Source organism: Kitasatospora sp. NPDC059646 (genome assembly GCF_042734615.1).
Classification (GTDB): Bacteria; Actinomycetota; Actinomycetes; order Streptomycetales; family Streptomycetaceae; genus Kitasatospora.
In genome coordinates this window covers 53516-71927 of sequence record NZ_JBHWDS010000020.1, presented here as the reverse complement: position 1 = coordinate 71927, position 18412 = coordinate 53516, and the positions used below count along the sequence as shown (strand labels likewise).

Genomic DNA, 18412 nt, shown 5'->3' with positions numbered 1-18412 from the left:
CCGCCGGTGTCCGGGGGCGCCAGCTGTGAGCCCCTGGCCTCAATGATCGCCCCCGCCGGTCCCGGCGGGCCAACCTGCCCGCATGACTGCTGACACTCGTGACCTCCTGATCGGCCGACGCTCCGTCACCGGGGCCGCCCTGCTGGGCTCGGCGGCCCTGGTGCTGGGCGGCGGCAGCCGGCGGGCGTTCGCCGCCGCCCGGTCCGGCCCGGCGCCGTCGGCCGGCGGCGGCGCCGTCCTCGCCCTGCCCGCTCCGACCGGCCGCCACCCGGTGGGGCGCCGGGCGGTGTACCTCGTCGACGGCTCGCGCCGCGACCCGTGGGACCCCGCCGTTCCGGTGCGGGAGTTGATGCTGACGTTCTTCTATCCGGCCCGCGACGTCGCGGGCCTCGCCCCGGCGCCGCAGCTGCCGCCGCTGGCCGCGGAGGTGTTCGGGCTGGTCGCCCCGCACGGTCCGCTCCGGCTCCCGGCCGGCGGCGTGGACTGGGGCGCCACGCTGTCCCACGCGTTCCCGGGCGCCGCGGCGCTGCCGGGTCGGCGTCCGGTCCTGGTGCACAGCCCGGGCGGCGGCGACCCGCGCGGCCTGGGGACGTCCCTGGCCGAGGAGTTGGCCAGCCGCGGGGCGGTGGTCGTGTCGGTCGACCACCCCGGCGACGCGGCCGCCGTCGAGTTCCCCGGCACCACGGCGTTCCGGGGCGCCCCGGTCCGGGCGACGGTCTTCCGCGGCGACCCGCGCGATGCGCCGGACCTCGCCCGCACCATGGTCGACGCCCGGGTCGCCGACCTGCGCTTCGTCCTCGACCGGCTCGGCCGGCCGGCCGAACTCCCGCTGCCGCCCGGCCTGTCCGAGACCCTCGACCTGCGCCGCCTCGGCGTGTACGGGCACTCGGCGGGCGGCAGCGCCGTCACCGAGCTGCTGCACGAGGACCGGCGGGTGCGCGCCGGGATCAACCTGGAGGGCTACCTCGACCTGCCGCCGCTCGAACCCGGCGGCAGCCCCGAGCCGCTGCCCGTCCTGCGGGCGGGCGTGGACCGTCCGCTGCTCCTGCTCGGCACCGAACGCTTCGACCGCGCGGCGGAGTTGAACCGCTCCTGGGCCGTCCTCGCCGCCCGCTCGCCCCGCTGGGTCCGCACCGCCCGTCTCGCCGGCGCCGCGCACTGGGCCGTCACCGACCTGGCCGCGATGCTCCCCCGGCTCCAGGCGGCGGGCCTGGTCACGGCGGCCGACCGGACCGCGGTGATCGGCCCCGCCGCCCCCGCGGTCTCGGTGCCCCGGGTCCGCCGCACGGTCCGCGAGTTCTTCGCCCGGCACCTTCCCTCCCGCTGACCCGGGCCGCCCGGCCGCGCCTCCGGCCGGTCGAGGTGAGTGGGGGGCCGCGACGTTCGCTCCTCGTCCCGGGACGTGTCCGCGGGAGCGGCGGCGGCTACTCGGGCAGGGCGCGGGCGAGGGAGTCCAGGGCGTTCAGCGCGTCGGGGCCGACCGGGGCGAGGACGACGGTGCCGGCGCCGGCGGCGTGGCGGGCGGCGATGGCCTCGCGGGCCCCGGTCGGGGTGCCGGCGACGGCGAGGGCCCGGACCCAGGCGTCGGGGAGGGTGCGGGCGAACTCCGCGCCGTCGGCGGCGGCCGCGCGGTGGGCGCGCAGCTCGGCGGCGAACGGGAGCGGGTCGAGGTGGGCGGCCCAGTCGGGTTCGCCGATCGCGGCCAGGCCGGGGCGGACCAGGTCGAGGGCGGTGCTCTCGTCCGCGGCGACCGCGGCGGCGTCGTAGGTGACGACCAGCGCGTCGGGGCGCAGGTGACGGCGGGAGACCTCGATGTAGCCGGGGGCGGCGGGTTCGGCCAGCAGCAGCCCGTCGGCGACCTCCCCGGCGGCGGCCTGGGACTTGGGGCCGCGCACGCCGAGGATCACCGGCGGTGCCACCTCCGGAACCTCCGTCAACTGCACGCCCGCGCACCGCACGTAGCGTCCGTCCGGCGGTCCGGGCTCGCCGCGGAGCAGGGAGCGCAGCGCGGTGGTGTACTCCGTGAGCAGGGTGAGCGGGCTGGCGGGCCAGGCGCCGGCGGACCGCATCCAGCCGGGCATGCCGTGGCCGATGCCGGCGACCACCCGGCCGGGGTGGAGCTGGGCGAGGGTGGCGAGTTCCATCGCGGCGAAGCACACGTTGCGGGCGCCGGCGGGCAGGATGCCGATGCCGACGGTGATCCGCTCGGTGCGGGCGAGCACGGTCGCGGCCTGGGCGATGCCGCCGCGCCAGCCGAGGTCCTCGACCACCCAGAGCTCGTCGAAGCCCAGCCTCTCGGCCCGCAGCGCGTACCCGATCAGGTCGTTCGCGGGCAGGTCGCGGGGCAGCATGACGCCGACCCGGCCCGGGGCGGAAGCCGCTGCGGTACGGGGCATCGGAGGCACTCCTCACGGACGGGCTCCGCACGGCCCCACTGCCGACACGGAAATCCGGTGATCATACCTCCGGGTGACGGCCCCTCAGCGCGCCGCCGCCACCTGCTCCGTGCCGACCGGCCGGTCCGCGACCTGCGCCGTACCCACCGGCCGGTCCGCCACGGCCACCGGGTCGCGCCGGTCCGCCGCCCAGGAGCCGACCGCGATCAGGAAGCCGAGCAGCGCCAGACCGGCACCGACCAGCGTGGGGGACGTCCAGCCGAGTCCGGCGGAGAGCGCGAGCCCGCCCAGGTACGCGCCCTGCGCGTTGGCCAGGTTGAACGCGCCCTGCACGGTCGCCGAGGCCAGCGTGGGCGCCCTGCGGGCCTTCCGGATCACCAGGGTCTGCACGGTGGGGACGGTCGCGAACCCGGCCGTGCCGATCAGCACCACCGTCACGGCGGCCGACCAGCGGGCGTGCGCGGTGAGCGCGAACAGGGCCAGCGTGCCGGCCATCGCGAGGAACGCGGCGCAGATCGACGGGCGCAGCGCGCGGTCGGCCGCGTAGCCGCCGATGACGTTGCCGATGGTCATGCCGACGCCGAACAGGGCGAGGATCAGGGTGACGGAGGAGTCGGCGAAGCCGGCGACCTCGGTGAGGGTGGGGGTGATGTAGCTGTAGCAGGCGAAGAGTCCGGCGCAGCCGAACACCACCGTGCCGAGGGCGAGCCAGAGTTGGCCGCTGCGGAAGGCGGCGAGCTCGCTGCGCAGTCCGGCGCCGGGGTGGGCGGGCAGGTGCGGGACGAGGCGGGCGATGGCGGCGGCCCCGAGCAGGCCGATGGCGACCACGACGAGCATCGCGGCGCGCCAGCCGAGGCGCTGGCCGAGCAGGGTGGCGGCGGGGACGCCGACGATGTTGGCGACGGTCAGTCCGGAGAACATCACCGAGACGGCGCGGGCCCGCAGGTGCGGGGCGACGAGTTCGGCGGCGGCGACGGCGCCCGCACCGAAGAACGCGCCGTGCGGCAGTCCGGTGATCAGCCGGGCGGCGGCCAGGAACGCGAAGTCGGGGGCGATCGCGCAGAGCAGGTTGCCGGCGGTGAACAGGGCGGCCAGGCCGACCAGGACGGCCTTGCGGGGCAGGCGGGCGGCGCCGGCGGTGAGCAGCGGGGCACCGATCACCACGCCGAGCGCGTACATGGAGATCAGCCACCCGGCGTGCGGGATGGACACCCGGAGGCTGTCGGCGATCTGCGGGAGCAGGCCCATGGCGGCGAACTCGGTGGTGCCGATGGCGAACGCGGTGACGGCGAGGGCGACGAGCGCCAAGGGCATGGGGGTGCTCCACAACGGGATCGGCGGGGTGGCTGGGCTGCGGCGCCGACGGTATGTCAACGTTGTCAGCACCAGCCGATCCTACCGGCCCCGCCCGTCTCCCCCGCCCTGCGTCCGGATGGCGGGCCGGCGACGAACGGGTGTCGTCCCGCACGCTCCGGGCCGTCCTCCGTCCGGACCGCCGGACCGCCCCCGCCGGGGGCCTACTTCTCCTCCGGCTCCCAGGCGCGGAGCAGGTCGAGCAGCCCGGCGTCGCCGTCCAGCTGCAGGGTGTCGGCCGGGACGCGGTCGTACAGGTAGAGGACCAACTCGCCGGCCGTGCCGCGGACGGAGGCGCCCGCCGTGGCGGTGGCCGCGGGGACGCGGGTGACGCGTGCGCCGTCGCCGTCGACCGTGAGCCGCCAGGAGCGGCCCTCGGTGGCGTGGAAGTCGAACGCGGTCGGCCGGTGCGGCCAGGCGCTCGGCGTCGCGCAGACGGTGAACAGGAACTCCTCCACACCGTCCAGCGCCACCTCGTCCGGCAGCGGCTGCGGTGCCCCACCGGCGAGTTGGGCGTCGTACGTGTGCACCGAGGTCTCCTGCACCCGGTGCCGGGCGACACCGCCGGCGGTCCGCGGCGACTGCGACGCGGGCCACCACGTCCAGCAGCCGCTGTCCGGCCCCGCCTCGCGCAGGGCGTCCAGCAGAAGCTGCGTCGACGCGGCCAGCCACGTCTGCAACTCCTCGCGCTCCTGCGGCACTTCGAGCGCGGCGCGGGCCGCCACCGCCTCCTCCGGCGGGCCGTCGGCGGGCCCCGCGGCAACGATGGCCGCCCAGAACCGGTCTCCGCCGCCCAGGTGCTTCACCAGATCGAGCAGCGTCCATCCGGGGCACGTCGTCACCGGCACGTCCGGGCCGGGCGCAGCGGCAACGGCGGCCCGGAAGGCGCTCGACCTCTCGTCGATCAGTCGCAGCAGGTCGGAGAACTCGGGATTCTTTTCCACGCCGGATGTCTATCACCGCTCCCCGCTCCCCCGACAGCGATTTCCCCTCCACCCCGCCCCGCCCACCGCGGCGACTGCCCGACTGCCCGACGGCGCTGACGGCGCTGACGGCGCTGACGGGCGGTGTTCAAGACCTGGGCGTACCTTCCCGAGTGGTTCCGTGACGGTCGTCGAGGAGGCCCGCGTTCGCGGCGCGGGCCGGAGAGGCACGCCTGTGTTCACCGCAGTCACCGCCGGCGGGCAGGTCGAGGCATGAGGCAGCGCCCGACACTGCTCGCCGTCAGCGGCCCGCCCGGGGCGGGCAAGACGACGCTGGCGCACGCCCTGGCCGGCGCGCTCGGCCGGCCGGCCGTGTGCCGTGACGAGATCAAGGAGCGCATGGTCGCCGCCGGCGCCGGTCCCGCCGATCAGCTGGACCTGATGACGCTGGAGGTGTTCTTCCGTACGGTCGGTGAGCTCCTGGGGTCGGGGACGAGCCTGGTGGCGGAGGCGGCCTACCAGGACCGGCTGTGGCGTCCGGGCCTGGAGCCGCTCGTGGGCCTGGCCGACATCCGGGTGGTCCGCTGCGTCGTCGACCCCGAGGTCGCCCGCGCACGCATCGCCCGCCGAGCGGCTGACCTGCCCTCGCGCGCCGTGCACGCGGACGCCGAGTTCCTGCACCGCATCGCCCGGGGCGAACGGCCGATCGAGTCGTGGGTCCCGATCTCCCTCGACGTTCCCCGTCTGGTCGTGGACACCACGCACGGCTGGGAGCCGCCGCTCGCCCGGATCGTCGCCTTCGCCGCGCCCGGCCGTTGAGCAGGGCTCCTCGTCCGCCGGCGCCGACTCCCGCCCGGCGACGGGCGGATGACGCGCCACCGGTCGCTTGAACGTCGGCGGGGCCTGGGAGACTCGGTCCGTGCTGATCAAGGGATACGGCCCCGGGCCGCTCGTCGAGGGCGAGCGGCTGCTCGGTCGCGCCGGGTTCTGGTCGAATCACCTCCTGCCCATGTGCCGCTTCGTCCCGGGCGAGGACCGGCCGGAGCCCGAGTGGTTCGGTGACGACGGCGCCGACGCCGACGCCCTGGCCGAGGTCCTGCTGGACGACCGGGCCTGGCCGGTGTTCCGCGTCCCGTTCGGCGGCGGTCACCGCGCAGTCGTCGCCTACCGGAACCTCGTCGGCGACCCCGGGACCGACTATCTGCTGGACCGACCCGAGTGGCCCCGAGCGGCGCGACTGGCCGGCTACGACGGCGACTGGTACGGACCTGGCCTCTCCTGGCGCGACCTCGCGCACCTCGCCGACACCCCGGATCCGGACTCCCCCGGCGTGCACGACGGCGCGGCCCGGCTGCTGCTCCTGCTGCCGCTGCTCGCCGACGACGAGGTGCCGCCGGAAGCTCCGGCGCGCGTGAGCGCCGCCCTCACGGCCGTCGGGGCGCCCGACGGCTCCGCCCGGGACACGGCCGACCACCTCCTGCGGAACAGGCGGCCGGCCGCGGGGCCCCGGGCCGTCGCCGGCTCCCCGCTCAGCGGTGGCGACCACCGGCGGACCGCGCCGGGCCCGGTCGCCTCGGCGCTCACCCTGACGCGGCCGCAGCGCGACGCCCTCGCCGATGCCCTGGGGAGTCGGCCGCAGCCCGGGCCACCCCGGTCCTGATCGTGGCGGCGGCGCGGAAGCCGTCCCGTCGGGCCTCGGCGCCGGCCCGCAGCCGTCCGGTCCGGCGGCCTCCGGGTGGGCCCGCACGGCCGGCCCGGGACGCGGCGGCGGGCCCACCGCGTTAAGCAGAACATGAAGCATCCATCGACCGGTCCCGAGCCGGCGCAGCCGACGGACTTCCGGGAGTTCGCGGTCTCGCGGGGCCGTCATCTGCTGCGCACCGCCTACCTGTTGACGGGCGGTGACGCGCACCTCGCGGAGGACCTCGTGCAGGAGGCCCTGGGTCGGATCTACGGGCGGTGGCGCAAGATCTCCCGGATGGGGAATCCGTCCGGCTACGCCCAGACCGTGCTGGTCAACACCTTCCTGTCGCACCGCCGGCGGCGGGCCAGCCGCGAGCAGGCGACCGACACCTTCGAGGAGGTGGCGGTCAGCGACCCCGATCCCTCGCTGCGGCTGACCCTGCTGAGGGCGTTGAGCGCGCTGTCCCCGCAGGACCGCGCCGTGCTGGTGCTGCGGTTCTGGGAGGACCGCAGTGTCGAGGAGACCGCCGCCGCGCTCCAGTTGAGCGCCAGTGGTGTCCGTTCGCGCAGCAGCCGCGCGCTGGAGCGCATCCGCGCCGTTCTCGGCGACCAACTCGACGAGCTCGTCCGTCACTGACCGTCAGGAGAGTTCCGCCCCATGCCTTCCGACAACGCCGTCTCCGAACTGCTGCGGGACGTCGCCGATCTCGCCCCCGACCTGCCCGGCGAGGTGCTGGCCGATGCCGGCGAGCGGCTCGGCCGACGCCGGGTCCGGCGCAGGCGCGTCGCCGCTGCCGCTGCGGCGGCCGCCGCGCTGGCGCTGGTCGCCCTGGGCGGTGTCGCGGTGCGCCCGGGCGGTGCGGGCGCACCGCCGGCCGGCCGCCCGGCGGGCGATCCGGCCGTCACCGGCCGGTTCATGCTCGACACGCTGGTGTCCCTGCTGCCTCCGGGCCGGGTCGACGACACGTTCGGCGGCGGTTCGGACCTCCCGCACGGCGGCCCGCTCGCCCATCTCGCCTACGACGACGGCCGGGGCGCCTCGGCGATGACCCTCAGCACCGACCGGGTGGCGCTGCCGATCGGCCCGGGGACCCAGGGCACCCAGTGCGTGGATCCGACCGAGCGTCCCACCGACGGCTGCACCCGGACCGTGGGCGCGGACGGCTCGATCCTGGTCGTGCAGAAGTTCACGCCCCAGGCCGGCGGCGGCCCCACCTCCACCTGGACGGCGATCTGGACCGGTGCCGACGGGCGCCGCGTCCGGCTGGACGAGATGAACTCCCGCACGGCCGGCCCGCCGCTGACCCGCCCGGAACCCGCCCTGTCCGTCGAGCAGTTGGCCGCCGTGGTCAGCAGTCCGGCGTGGAACCCGGTGTTCGAGGCGTTCACCACGTCCACCAACGTCCCGGTGAGTCCGCAGCTCCCCCTTCCGGACGACATCCTGTCGACGGTCGACCGCCTGCTGCCGTCGAGCGTCGGGCGCGACCGCGGCGGCGCTCCGCAGACCGTTCCGGGCTCCGCGCACCTCACCGTCACCGTGGACGGGCGGACCAGCCTGCTGTCCGTCACGGTCACGCCGCACTGGCTGAAGGGCGGCGAACCGCGGAGCCGCTTCACCGAGCTGGCCACCGACCGGCCGCCGACCCGGACCGCGAGCGGCGCCGACGTCATCACCTCGACCTACGGGGCCGCCAAGAGTTCGCCGGTGCCGCCGGTCCGCTGGATCGCCGACGCCCTCCTCCCCGACGGCACCCGGGTCACCGTCGCCGAGAACAACGGCACCACCGGCTACGACGCCCGGCCGGGCACGCCGGTCCTGACGCTCGACCAGCTCGCCGAACTCGCCGCGGCCCCCGCGTGGCAGCGGTGACGGCGGCGTCCCGGGCAGGCCGCCGCAGGCCGGTCCGAAAACCGTTTGCGGGGAGCGGGGCGGAGCCGGAATCATCCGGACGATGAGCGAACAGCTTCCCGAGCGCTGGAGCCGGGCGGGCGTCTTCCCGGACATGTGGGTGGATCCGGACGACGACCCCCGCAACACGGCCGGTCCGATGGCGGACGGCGAACTCGCCACGTTCCGCGAGTACCTGACGAACTACCGGTTGACGCTGCGGATGAAGTGCGACGGTCTGACGCCCGATCAGCTCGCCGCCCGCTCGGTGCCGCCGTCGACCATGTCGCTGCTCGGTCTGGTCCGCCACCTGGCCGAGGTGGAGCGCGACTGGCGCAACTGGATCGTTCCGGGCGAGCCGGCCGCGAAGCTGTACGGCGAGCCGGACGGCGACTTCGAGGGCGCGCTGCCCGAGCAGTCCGTGGTGGACGGTGCGTTCGCCGACCTGGAGCGCGAACAGGCCGCCACCGACGCGGCGTTCGCCGAGCATCCCGACATGTCGGCCCGCATCGGCCGCGACCACGACGCGGTCCGCTCCCTGTGGGTGCACCGCATCGAGGAGTACGCCCGCCACTGCGGCCACGCCGATCTCCTCCGCGAACGCGTCGACGGCCGCACCGGCCAGTGACCCTCGTACCGGCGGTGCCCGCCCCCCACCGGGCACCGCCTGCAAGGCCCTGGTCCGGCCCCGCTCACCGGCCGGCCCGGCCGCCGGAAAACCAGGTGCGCCGCGGCCGCCGCCGCGGCTAGCGTCGGCCGTTTGCGGCGGACGGGTTCGGGCTGGGGTGGTGCGGGATGAAGCGGGGCGGCGGACTGGGGCGGGCCTTCGGGCTGTTGTGGTCGGCGGCGGCGGTGTCGGCGCTGGGGGACGGGATCGTGGCGGCGGCGGCCCCGCTGCTGGTGACGTCGCTGACCAGGGATCCGGTGCTGGTCGGCCTCTCGGTGTTCGTCCAACAGCTGCCGTGGCTGGTGCTCGCCCCGGTGAGCGGGGTGCTGGTGGACCGGGTGGACCGGCGGCGCCTGACGGTGGCGATGAACGCGGCGCGGGCCGGGCTGACGGCGGTGCTGGCGGCGGCGGTGTTCGCGGGTGCGGCGTCGCTGGCGCTGATCTACGCGATCGGCCTGCTGCTGGGCAGTTGTGCGGCGCTCGGGGACAACGCGTCGTCCGCGCTGGTGCCCGCCGTCGTCCCGTCGGAGCAGCTGCCGCGCGCCAACTCGCGGATGTTCGGCGCGTATTCGGTGCTCAACAAGCTGTGCGGCCCGCCGCTCGGCGCGGCCCTGTTCGGGGTGGCGGCGGGCCTGCCGCTGACGATCGACGCGGCGAGCTTCGCCGGCGCGGCCGCCCTGCTCTCGGTGCTGCGCCTGCAGCCGTCCGAGCAGGACACCCGGCAGCGGACCGGGCCGGCCCGGTTGCCGATGCGCCGTCAGTTCACCGAGGGCGCGCGCTGGCTGTGGGGCCGGCCGGCGGTGCGGACGCTGACGCTGGCGCTGTGCCTGATGAACGTGACGCTGATCGCCGGGTTCTCCGTGATGGTGCTGTACGCCCGCGAGCACCTGGGCCTGTCGGAGCTCGGCTACGGCCTGCTGATGGCGGTCGGTGCGGTGGGCGGCCTGCTGGGGGCGGCGGTGGCGCCGGCCCTGCAGGCCCGGTTCTCGTCCTCGGTGCTGCTGCGCACCGGCCTGGTACTGGAGACGCTGACGCACGTCGGCCTGGCGCTGGCTGGCTCGGCGTGGGTGGCGGGCGCGGTGCTGGCGGTGTTCGGGGTGCACGGCGCGGTGTGGATGGGCGTGGACCGGACGCTGGTGCAGCGGGCGGTGCCGGACGAGTTGCGCGGCCGGGTGATGAGCGTCTTCATGGCGCTGGCGGTGGGCGGTTCGGCGCTCGGCGCGCTGATCGGCGGTCCGCTGGCCCGGACCTTCGGCCTGACCGGCCCGTTCTGGTTCTCGGCGGCGGTGATGGCGGCGCTGACGCTGTTCGCCTGGCGTCCGTTCAGCCGTTCCATCGACGACCCGGCGCCGGGACCGGCCGAGCGGCGGCCCGCGGTGGCGGCGAACTGACGGCCCGTCCGGGCACGCAGCGGCTTTCGGCGGAACGGAACTGACGGCCGCTCCGGCCCCGCCTGCCGCCGCGGGCGGGGCCGCCTGCGGTATATCTGGCGGGGCAGTGGCGGCGAGCGGGGCGAGGTGGGTGCGGGTGATCCGGCGGCGGGTGCTGGTCTCGGGCACGGTGCAGGGTGTGTTCTTCCGCGATTCCTGCCGCCGGGCGGCGGCGGAGGCGGGCGTGGCCGGCTGGGTGCGGAACCTGCCGGACGGCCGGGTGGAGGCGGTGTTCGAGGGCGACGAGGCCCCGGTGGAGCACATGGTGGCGTGGATGCGGCGGGGCCCGGCCCGGGCCGAGGTGGAGCACGTCGAGGTGGTCGAGGAGCCGCTGGAGGGTCTGCTCGTCTTCGCCGTCACCGACTGACGGGGTCTGCCCCGGGGCTGCTCGCGGGGTCCTGCTCGTAGGGCCACACGTCGTCGGGGAACACCCGGGCGAACCAGTGCGGTTGGACGTCCCGCAGCCGCAGGGTGCGCCAGCGCGTCGGGTCCTCGGGGAGCGGGACGCCGACCTCGACGTCGGGGCCGTGGGCGAACAGCCGCTCCTGGCAGACGCCGCACGGGGCGAGCACCCAGAACCCGCGGCCCCCGTCGGCGGCGGTGACGCACACCGAGGCGACCACCTTGCGGTCGAGCTTGTGGGCCTCGCAGATCGCCCCCGTCTCGTGGCACAGCCGGACGGCGTTGTTCGGCGGTTCGGGCGCGGTGCTGGTCAGCACGGTGCCGTCGTCGAGCCGCAGGGCGGCCGCGCCCGCCCAGTCCTGCCCGGGGAAGCGACGGCGGGTCAACTCGATCGCGGCATGCACGAGTTCCTTGTCGACAGCCATGCGCGCCACCCTATCCGGGCGGGAAAACCCTTTGCCGCCGGTTTTCCGGCCCGGCAAGACTCGCCCCATGACCGATCGACCGAACGATCCCAAGCGGGCTTTGAAGACCTACCTGCAGGACGCCCGCGACGCGGTGCTGTGGAAACTCGACGGCCTGTCGGAGTACGACGTGCGCCGCCCGGTGACGCCGTCGGGGACGAACCTGCTGGGCGTGCTGAAGCACCTGACGGGCGCGGAGGCGATCTACCTCGGCGAGACCTTCGGCCGCCCGTTCGAGGGTGCGCCGGGCCTGTGGGTGGCGGGCGCCGCCGAGCCCAACGACGACCTGTGGGCCCGCCCGGACGAGAGCCGCGAGGCCCTGATCGCCGAGTACCGCCGGGTCTGGGCCCACTCCGACGAGACCGTCGACAGCCTTCCGCTGGACACCGTCGGCCGGGTGCCCTGGCCGCCGCACCTGCACCTCTCCCTGGAACGGGTCCTGCTGCACGTGGTCGTGGAGAGCCAGCGCCACACCGGCCAGCTCGACGTGGTCCGCGAACTCCTGGACGGCGCGACGGGCCTGCGCCCGGGCGACCCGGTCCTCCCGGACGTCTCCCCCGAGTTCTGGCCCGCCCACCGCGCCCGGGTCGAGCGCGCCGCCCGCGAAGCGGCCCGCGCGGCCGGCGAGAGCGTCCCCGGCTGAGCACCGCTCCGCCGGTCCGTCGCCGGCCCCGGAGCCGTCACCCGCCCGGTCGCACCCACTCGCGCCCGCGCCCGCGCCGGCCGGCCCTCGCGGTGTCGGAGCGGGCGGGCGGTCGGCGCGGGCGGCGGGGTGTCAGCTGTCGAAGCCGAGGCCGAGGGTGTCCATGGTCTTCAGCCACAGGTTGCGGCGGCCGCCGTTGCGGTCGGCGCGGTCCAGCGACCACTTGGTGATGCCGATGCCGGCCCAGCGGACCGGCTCGGGCGGGAACGGCAGGGGCTTGCGGCGGACCATCTCCAGCGCGGTGCGCTCGGTGGGCGCGCCGGCCAGCAGGTCGAGCATCACCTCGGCACCGAACCGGGTCGCGCCGACGCCGAGGCCGGTGTAGCCCGCGGCGAGCGCGACCTTGCCGTGGTGGGCGGTGTCGAAGAACGCCGAGAACCGGGTGCAGGTGTCGATCGCGCCGCCCCAGGCGTGGGTGAAGCGCAGGCCTTCGAGCTGCGGGAAGGTCTGGAAGAAGTGCCGGGCGAGGGTCTGGTAGGTCTGCGGCCGGTGGTCGTACTCGGCGCGGACCTTGGCCCCGTAGTGGTAGATCGCGTCGTAGCCGCCCCACAGGATCCGGTTGTCGGCGGACAGCCGGTAGTAGTGGAACTGGTTGGCGCTGTCGCCGACGCCCTGCCGGTTCTGCCAGCCGATCGCGGCGAGCTGCTCGGCGTTCAGCGGCTCGGTCATCAGCGCGTAGTCGTAGACCGGCACGGTGTACGGGCGGATCCGCTTGACCAGCGACGGGAACACGTTGGTGCCGAGGGCGACCTGACGGGCGAACACCCGGCCGTAGGGGGTGCGCACGGCCATGCCGGCGGCGGTCTCGGCGATGTCGGTGGCCTTGGTGTGCTCGTAGATCCGCACGCCGAGGCGCTCGCAGGCCCGCTTGAGGCCCCAGGCGAGCTTGGCGGGGTGGACCATGCCCACGCCGTCCTTGTCCCACAGCGCGCCGAGGTAGGTCGGGGAGTTCACCTGGGCGCGGACGGCGTCGGCGTCCAGGAACTCGTAGTCGCCGTACTGCTTGGCGAGTTCGTGCAGTTCCGCGAGTTCCTCGACCTGGTGCGGCTCGGTGGCGACGTCGAGTTCGCCGGTGCGCTCCCAGTCGCAGTCGATGCCGTACGTGGTGACGGCGTCCTCGATGGACTGCAGGTTGCGGGCGCCGAGTTGTTCGAGGGCGGCGAGCTCGTCCGGCCAGCGCTCCAGGCCGTTGCCGAGGCCGTGGGTGAGGCTGGCGGCGCAGAAGCCGCCGTTGCGCCCGGAGGCGGCCCAGGCGGTCTCCTGGGCCTCGATCAGGACCACGTCGCGGCCGGGGTCGCGTTCCTTGGCGATCAGCGCGGTCCACAGGCCGCTGTATCCGCCGCCGACGACCAGCAGGTCGCAGCGGACGTCTCCGGTGAGCGCCGAGTTGGCCTCGGGGCGTCCGGGGTCCTCCAGCCAGAACGGGGTGGGCTTGGCGTCCCGCAGGGCGTGTACGGGGTCCATGTTCTCGGTTCCTTGCCTTGGGAGGGTGTCGGCCCGGCCGGGCGGGCGGCCGGGCCGACTGCTGTGCCGTTCGCGGCGGTTATCGGTCCTCGTCCCCGGCCACGTCCGGGCCGAGGTTGATGGTGTAGACCTTGCGGAGCGTCTCGTGGACGGTCCAGGTGGTGCGGTCGCCCTCGCGCAGCACCGCGAGGTCGCCGGGTCCGACGTGGAGGACGGGGCCGTCCTCGACGGCGACGGTGGCCCGGCCGCTGAGGACGACGAACATCTCGTCGGCCTCGGTGTCGGTGACCACGCCGGGGGTGATCTGCCAGATCCCGCGGATCTGGCGGCCGTCGGCGGACTCCCAGACCACCTTGCCGGTGACCTCGGGGGTGCCGGAGACGATCTGCCCGGGGTCGAGCGGTTCGGGTTCCAGCTCGGCGTCCGGGACGTGCAGGGCGAAGCTGTTGATCATGCCTCGACGCTATCCGGTCCGGTGCCGGTGGCGGCCCTGTCAGTGTGTGGCGAGTCCGGCTGCCACTCTGACAGGCCGTACGCCCGCACCCCGGCGGCCTGCTGCGCGGCGTGGCGCTCGATGGCGGCGGCCTCCCGGGCGGCCTTGCGCAGCGACAGCAGCGGGTAGAGCAGCAGCGAGATGCCGACCACGATCAGGCAGTAGACGACGGCCTTGGTGCCTTCCTCGTTGTACTGCTCGATGGCGGCCCAGACGCTGACGGCGGTCAGGCAGGCGGTGATCGCGCCGATGCTCCACCAGCCGCCGGGGATCCGGTAGGGGCGTTCCAGTTCGGGCTCGCGGATGCGCAGCGAGATCAGGGCGGCGACCTCCAGCAGGATGCCGAGGTTGGTGAGGAAGACGTCGTAGATGACCAGGCTCTGGAAGCTGGAGAAGCAGAACAGCGCGTAGATGACGGAGGATCCGATGATCGACGCGATCGGCATCCGGTAGCGCTTGCTCTCCTTGGAGACCCAGTTGGGCAGGTAGCCGTCGCGGGAGAGCGAGGACGGCAGCCGGGAGTAGGAGGCGAGCAGCGCGGAGAACATCGCGACGGAGGCGAACAGGCCGCCGATGGTGACGGTGTACTGGAGCCAGGGGCCGGCGAGTTCGCCGGCGATGTCGGAGAACGAGCCGTCCTCCCACTTCTTCCAGCCCGACTCGCCGTCCGCGCCGACCGCGAGCGCGGCGATCGAGGGGAGCAGGTAGCCGGTGATGATCAGCAGCACGGACCAGACCAGCGCCTTGGGCAGGTGCTTCTTCGGGTTCTCCATCTCGCCGGCGACGGTGGAGACCGAGTCCCAGCCGGAGTAGTTCCACATCACGATGAACAGGCCGGCGCCGAAGGCGTTCCAGGTGGACTGGCCCTGCTCGGCGGTCATCGAGGAGACCGGGTTGATGCCGTCGGCCAGCAGGTGGTAGCCGCCGATCGCGGTGAGGATCAGCATCGGGGTCAGGCAGATGACCGCGAACGCCACCGAGGAGTCGCCGACCCAGCCCGCGCCCATCAGGTTCAGCAGCGTGAACAGCACGATGACGCCGACGCAGATCACCCAGTTCAGGTCGATCTGCAGGCCGGCGACCTCGAACAGCACGTGCTTGCCGGGGGCGACGGCGCCGATCAGGCTGGACAGGTACGAGGTGAACATGACCGGGTACAGCGCCATGTCGACGAAGCTGCACACCCACTGAAGGAGGCCCTGCTGGAAGGCCCAGAACCGGCCGAGGCCGCGCTTGACCCAGTGGTAGTAGCCGCCCTCGACGGGGATGGCGGTGCCGAGTTCGGCGCAGACCAGGGCGTGCGGCACGCTGTAGATCAGGGGGGTGATCAGGATCAGCAGGATGCCCATGCCGGGGCCGGACGTCGAGAACAGCGGCTCGATTCCGTAGGCGCCGCCGGAGACGCTGAAGAAGATCAGGGCGACCAGGGGAACCAGGCTCACGCGCTTGGGCGTTGCCCACCGGTTCTCCGGCGGGGCCACGGGGATGGCGGTCATTTTCACCTTGGCAATCGGGTGTCGGCACGGATGTTGAGTGCACGAGTCTCGCCGCCCCGTTGACGTAGGACAATCATTCAATCTGTCAGACGTCTTGTTGCGCCTCTGACACTGTGGCGGGCCCCGCCGGAAACCGACGGGGCCCCACATCAGCGCTGGTCAGAGGTGATTCCGGGCATCACGCACCGCAGCCGGAGTCGGCGAGGACGTAGTACCCGGCCGACGTCTCCTTCAAGGTGTGCGTCACGAACAGGTTCCACAACCCCATGTTCTGCTCGGATCCGTTGGCGTACGCGTACCCGCCGCTCTGGTGGGCGCGGCCCGCGGCGACCTGGTTGTAGTTGTTGTCGGTCCAGCACCGGGGCGTGAAGACGCTCCCGGTGGTGGTCGCCGTCACCGCCGGACTCGCCGTCCCCACCGCCCCGTTGGCGTCCACCGCGGCCACCGTGTACGCGTACCCGGTGCCGGCGCTCAGCCCGGTGTCGGTGTACGTGGTGCCGGCGGCGGTGCCGACCTGCGCGCCGCCCCGGTACACCGTGTAGGACACCGCCCCGGCCACCGCGCTCCAACTCAGCGACGCGGTGCTGTCGGTGGTGCCGGTGACGGCCAGTCCGCCCGGCGCGGGCAGCTTGGTGCTGCCGCCGCCGTCACCGCCGCCGGTGCTGCCGTCCAGGCCCCAGAACAGCCCGGTGTAGTACGACGAGCAGATGGTGTTGAGGAAGTAGGCGCCGCTCTGGCCGCAGTTGGCGGTGCCGCTGCCGGGGCTGACCGGCAGGCCGTGGCCCATCCCGGAGACGCTGTACAGCTGCACGGCCGGCCGGCCCGCGCCGTCGTTGTAGACGCTCAGCGTGGTGCCGCCGGGCAGCGACTGGGTGGCGGAGGCGGTCTGCGGGACGCCCCACACGTTGGTCCACTGGTCGCGCAGCTCGGTGGCGTTGACCGGGGCGACGGTGGTGTCCGAGGAGCCGTGCCAGATCGCCACCCGCGGCCACGGGCCGGTCCAGCCCGGGGCGGACGCGCGGACCTTGTCGCCCCACTGGGCGGGCGTCAGGTTCTGGCTGGAGTTCTGGCAGCCGGACGCGGCGGCCTGCGTGGTCGCGCACTGCGCGGGCAGGCCGGCGGCGATCGAGCCGCCCGCGAACACGTCCGGGTAGTCGGCCAGCAGGTCGGCGGCCATGCCCGCACCGGCCGACAGGCCGGTCACGTACACCCGCGACGGGTCGCTGCCGTACAGCGCCACCGCCTTGTCGACCATCTGCTTGACCGACAGCGCCTCGCCCTTGCCGCGGGTGTCCTTGCCGCTGTCGAACCAGGAGAAGCACGACAGCAGGTTGTTGGTCGAGTTGGTCTGCGGGAAGACCACCGCGAAGCCCCAGCGGTCGGCGAGCTGCGCCCAGCCGGAGTTGTTGTAGTAGTCGGTCGCGGTCTGGGTGCAGCCGTGCAGGGCGACCACCAGCGGCTTGCCGGTGGCCAGTCCGCCCGGCACGTAGCTGTACATCGCCAGGTTGCCGGGGTTGGTGCCGAAGCCGGTGACCTGGCCGAGCCCGGCCGCCGAGGCCGGCGGCGCGCCGGTCAGCACGCCGGCGGCCAGCACCGCTCCCGCGACCAGCGCCTTCGCCCAGCGCCCGATCCGTCCCGCTCCGCCGTGGTGTCGTGTCATGTGGGGGCTCCGCTCTCGCTGTGTGCCCGGGCCGGGTGGGGGGTGGCCGAGCACGGTTGGCGTGAATCATCGGCGCGGGCCGCGGGCACCGCCCATGGCCCGGCGCACCATCGCGGGCCGGAACGCCATGGTGGCGGCGACCATTGAGCGGCCGACGATTGATCATCTTCTCGGTGCGGCCCGCCCGCGCCTCCCACACCCGGACGGCTCTCCCGGGTACCGTTCACCGGGTCATGCCCACGATCACCGACAAACCGGATCCGGCCCGCCCGCGCCCGGTGCTGAGCACCCTCAGCCGCCTGGCGCCGTTCCTGCTGATCGGCCTGGCGGCGGCCGCGGACAGCGAGACCCCCGCGGGCCAGCGCTACGACCGCTTCGTGGTGGCCGCCCCCGCGCTCGCCGCCGCCAGTTGGGGCCCGTTCGGGACGCTGATGATCGGCGTCCTCGCGGTGCTGACCGAGGTGGCGCTGGCCCTGGCCCGGGACGGCCGGGTCGGCGCCTCCGGCGCCTCGGTGATCGCCGCGACCGCCACCGTCACCTTCGCCGCCGCGTACGCCGCCGGGCAGCGGGTGCGCCGCGAGCACGACCTGGCGCTGGTCCGCTCGGTCGCCCGGACCGCCCAGCAGGTGGTGCTGCGCCCGCTGCCGGACCGGATCGACGGCGTCGACCTGGCGCTGTACTACACGGCCGCCGCCGAGCAGGCGCAGATCGGCGGCGACCTGTACGAGGCGGTGCGGACCCCGTTCGGCGTGCGGATCATCCTCGGCGACGTGCAGGGCAAGGGCCTGCCCGCGGTGGAGATGGCGGCGGCGCTGCTCGGCTCGTTCCGCGAGGTCGCCTACGACTCCAAGGACCTCCCGGCCCTGGCCAGCCGGCTGGAGACCGGCCTGCAGCGGTACGCCGAGCGGGCCTCCTCGCCGGACGCCTCCGAACGCTTCGCCACCGCCGTCCTGTTGGAGATCCCGGACGACCGGCCCGAGGCCCGCCTGCTGAACTGCGGCCACCCCTCTCCGGTGCTGATCCAGCCGCACGGGGTGCGCATGCTGGACCCGGAGGTGCCGCTGCCGCCGCTGAACCTGTCCGGCCTGGTCTCCTCCGAGTACCGGGTCGCGACCGTGCCGTTCGGGCCCGGCGACCGGGTGCTGCTCTACACCGACGGCGTCTCCGAGACCCGGGACCGCGACGGCGAGTTCTACCCGCTCGCCGAGCGGCTCGGCCGCTGGACCGCCGAGCCGTCCGCCAGGCTCCTCGACAGCCTCCGCCGCGACCTGCGCCGCTACGCGGGCAAGCCCGCCGACGACGACGTCGCCGCGCTGCTGGCGGCCCGGCACGTCCCGGCCGGCGGACCGTCCGCGGACTGACCCGCCGTCAGGGCGCTGACGCCCGGGTG

At 74.7% G+C, this 18412-nt stretch carries 18 protein-coding genes; 10 read left to right on the top strand and 8 right to left on the bottom strand.

Annotated features, from left to right (window positions below):
* Positions 1-82: 82 nt before the first annotated feature.
* Positions 83-1327, top strand: coding sequence for an alpha/beta hydrolase (locus tag ACFV1L_RS16725; RefSeq protein WP_380366494.1), 1245 nt, complete (start codon positions 83-85; stop codon positions 1325-1327).
* A 97-nt stretch (positions 1328-1424) separates the two neighbouring features.
* Here ACFV1L_RS16725 and ACFV1L_RS16720 read toward each other — a convergent pair whose 3' ends face one another.
* From ACFV1L_RS16720 to ACFV1L_RS16710, 3 genes are all read right to left on the bottom strand, one after another.
* Positions 1425-2396 carry an LLM class flavin-dependent oxidoreductase gene (locus tag ACFV1L_RS16720; protein ID WP_380366492.1) on the bottom strand — a complete coding sequence of 324 codons (972 nt, stop codon included), beginning with the start codon at positions 2394-2396 and terminating at the stop codon, positions 1425-1427.
* Positions 2397-2480: 84 nt separating this feature from the next.
* Positions 2481-3710 carry an MFS transporter gene (locus ACFV1L_RS16715; RefSeq protein WP_380366491.1) on the bottom strand — a complete coding sequence of 410 codons (1230 nt, stop codon included), beginning with the start codon at positions 3708-3710 and terminating at the stop codon, positions 2481-2483.
* A gap of 203 nt (positions 3711-3913) precedes the next feature.
* A complete protein-coding gene (locus ACFV1L_RS16710; protein ID WP_380366489.1) occupies positions 3914-4693 on the bottom strand; it encodes a maleylpyruvate isomerase family mycothiol-dependent enzyme in 780 nt (259 codons plus the stop codon).
* 252 nt (positions 4694-4945) lie between these two features.
* On the opposite strand from ACFV1L_RS16710, the gene ACFV1L_RS16705 reads away from it, so the two are divergent.
* From ACFV1L_RS16705 to ACFV1L_RS16675, 7 genes are all read left to right on the top strand, one after another.
* Complete coding sequence (locus ACFV1L_RS16705; RefSeq protein ID WP_380366488.1) at positions 4946-5491, top strand: AAA family ATPase; 546 nt, start codon at positions 4946-4948, stop codon at positions 5489-5491.
* Positions 5492-5591: 100 nt separating this feature from the next.
* On the top strand, positions 5592-6332 hold the full coding sequence (locus ACFV1L_RS16700; RefSeq protein ID WP_380366487.1) for a hypothetical protein: 741 nt from the start codon (positions 5592-5594) through the stop codon (positions 6330-6332).
* Positions 6333-6464: 132 nt separating this feature from the next.
* Complete coding sequence (locus tag ACFV1L_RS16695) at positions 6465-6992, top strand: SigE family RNA polymerase sigma factor (RefSeq protein WP_380366486.1); 528 nt, start codon at positions 6465-6467, stop codon at positions 6990-6992.
* Between the two features lie 21 nt (positions 6993-7013).
* Entirely contained in the window at positions 7014-8225 is a 1212-nt protein-coding gene (locus ACFV1L_RS16690; RefSeq protein ID WP_380366485.1) for a hypothetical protein, read from the top strand.
* 82 nt (positions 8226-8307) lie between these two features.
* On the top strand, positions 8308-8871 hold the full coding sequence (locus ACFV1L_RS16685; RefSeq protein WP_380366484.1) for a DinB family protein: 564 nt from the start codon (positions 8308-8310) through the stop codon (positions 8869-8871).
* Positions 8872-9038: 167 nt separating this feature from the next.
* Complete coding sequence (locus ACFV1L_RS16680) at positions 9039-10301, top strand: MFS transporter (RefSeq protein WP_380366483.1); 1263 nt, start codon at positions 9039-9041, stop codon at positions 10299-10301.
* A 136-nt stretch (positions 10302-10437) separates the two neighbouring features.
* Positions 10438-10707, top strand: coding sequence for an acylphosphatase (locus tag ACFV1L_RS16675; RefSeq protein ID WP_380366482.1), 270 nt, complete (start codon positions 10438-10440; stop codon positions 10705-10707).
* Here the strand turns inward: ACFV1L_RS16675 and ACFV1L_RS16670 are convergent.
* Positions 10697-11167 (bottom strand): cytidine deaminase, encoded by a 471-nt coding sequence (locus ACFV1L_RS16670; protein ID WP_380366481.1) that lies wholly within the window; start codon positions 11165-11167, stop codon positions 10697-10699. The genes ACFV1L_RS16675 and ACFV1L_RS16670 overlap by 11 nt on opposite strands.
* A 67-nt stretch (positions 11168-11234) precedes the next feature.
* Here ACFV1L_RS16670 and ACFV1L_RS16665 point away from each other — a divergent pair, with 67 nt between their 5' ends.
* Positions 11235-11849 carry a DinB family protein gene (locus ACFV1L_RS16665; protein ID WP_380366479.1) on the top strand — a complete coding sequence of 205 codons (615 nt, stop codon included), beginning with the start codon at positions 11235-11237 and terminating at the stop codon, positions 11847-11849.
* 132 nt (positions 11850-11981) lie between these two features.
* Here ACFV1L_RS16665 and ACFV1L_RS16660 read toward each other — a convergent pair whose 3' ends face one another.
* The 4 genes from ACFV1L_RS16660 to ACFV1L_RS16645 all read right to left on the bottom strand — a co-directional run bounded on the left by ACFV1L_RS16660 (position 11982) and on the right by ACFV1L_RS16645 (position 17022).
* The gene (locus ACFV1L_RS16660) at positions 11982-13373 is read right to left on the bottom strand and encodes an NAD(P)/FAD-dependent oxidoreductase (protein WP_380366478.1); all 1392 of its coding nucleotides are present in this window, start codon (positions 13371-13373) and stop codon (positions 11982-11984) included.
* Between the two features lie 79 nt (positions 13374-13452).
* Positions 13453-13827, bottom strand: coding sequence for a cupin domain-containing protein (locus ACFV1L_RS16655; RefSeq protein ID WP_380366476.1), 375 nt, complete (start codon positions 13825-13827; stop codon positions 13453-13455).
* On the bottom strand, positions 13824-15308 hold the full coding sequence (locus ACFV1L_RS16650; RefSeq protein WP_380366474.1) for an APC family permease: 1485 nt from the start codon (positions 15306-15308) through the stop codon (positions 13824-13826). The genes ACFV1L_RS16655 and ACFV1L_RS16650 overlap by 4 nt, the downstream gene beginning before the upstream one ends.
* Positions 15309-15540: 232 nt before the next feature.
* The gene (locus ACFV1L_RS16645) at positions 15541-17022 is read right to left on the bottom strand and encodes a PHB depolymerase family esterase (RefSeq protein ID WP_380366472.1); all 1482 of its coding nucleotides are present in this window, start codon (positions 17020-17022) and stop codon (positions 15541-15543) included.
* A 233-nt stretch (positions 17023-17255) separates the two neighbouring features.
* Here ACFV1L_RS16645 and ACFV1L_RS16640 point away from each other — a divergent pair, with 233 nt between their 5' ends.
* A complete protein-coding gene (locus ACFV1L_RS16640) occupies positions 17256-18383 on the top strand; it encodes a PP2C family protein-serine/threonine phosphatase (protein ID WP_380366470.1) in 1128 nt (375 codons plus the stop codon).
* Positions 18384-18412 lie beyond the last annotated feature (29 nt).

Bases quoted from the DNA above. Each gene is read 5' to 3' on its own strand.
- ACFV1L_RS16725 (WP_380366494.1), top strand. From the start codon at position 83: ATGACTGCTGACACTCGTGACCTCCTGATCGGCCGACGCTCCGTCACC.
- ACFV1L_RS16720 (WP_380366492.1), bottom strand. From the start codon at position 2,396: ATGCCCCGTACCGCAGCGGCTTCCGCCCCGGGCCGGGTCGGCGTCATG.
- ACFV1L_RS16715 (WP_380366491.1), bottom strand. From the start codon at position 3,710: ATGCCCTTGGCGCTCGTCGCCCTCGCCGTCACCGCGTTCGCCATCGGC.
- ACFV1L_RS16705 (WP_380366488.1), top strand. From the start codon at position 4,946: ATGAGGCAGCGCCCGACACTGCTCGCCGTCAGCGGCCCGCCCGGGGCG.
- ACFV1L_RS16695 (WP_380366486.1), top strand. From the start codon at position 6,465: ATGAAGCATCCATCGACCGGTCCCGAGCCGGCGCAGCCGACGGACTTC.
- ACFV1L_RS16690 (WP_380366485.1), top strand. From the start codon at position 7,014: ATGCCTTCCGACAACGCCGTCTCCGAACTGCTGCGGGACGTCGCCGAT.
- ACFV1L_RS16685 (WP_380366484.1), top strand. From the start codon at position 8,308: ATGAGCGAACAGCTTCCCGAGCGCTGGAGCCGGGCGGGCGTCTTCCCG.
- ACFV1L_RS16680 (WP_380366483.1), top strand. From the start codon at position 9,039: ATGAAGCGGGGCGGCGGACTGGGGCGGGCCTTCGGGCTGTTGTGGTCG.
- ACFV1L_RS16670 (WP_380366481.1), bottom strand. From the start codon at position 11,167: ATGGCTGTCGACAAGGAACTCGTGCATGCCGCGATCGAGTTGACCCGC.
- ACFV1L_RS16665 (WP_380366479.1), top strand. From the start codon at position 11,235: ATGACCGATCGACCGAACGATCCCAAGCGGGCTTTGAAGACCTACCTG.
- ACFV1L_RS16660 (WP_380366478.1), bottom strand. From the start codon at position 13,373: ATGGACCCCGTACACGCCCTGCGGGACGCCAAGCCCACCCCGTTCTGG.
- ACFV1L_RS16655 (WP_380366476.1), bottom strand. From the start codon at position 13,827: ATGATCAACAGCTTCGCCCTGCACGTCCCGGACGCCGAGCTGGAACCC.
- ACFV1L_RS16645 (WP_380366472.1), bottom strand. From the start codon at position 17,022: ATGACACGACACCACGGCGGAGCGGGACGGATCGGGCGCTGGGCGAAG.
- ACFV1L_RS16640 (WP_380366470.1), top strand. From the start codon at position 17,256: ATGCCCACGATCACCGACAAACCGGATCCGGCCCGCCCGCGCCCGGTG.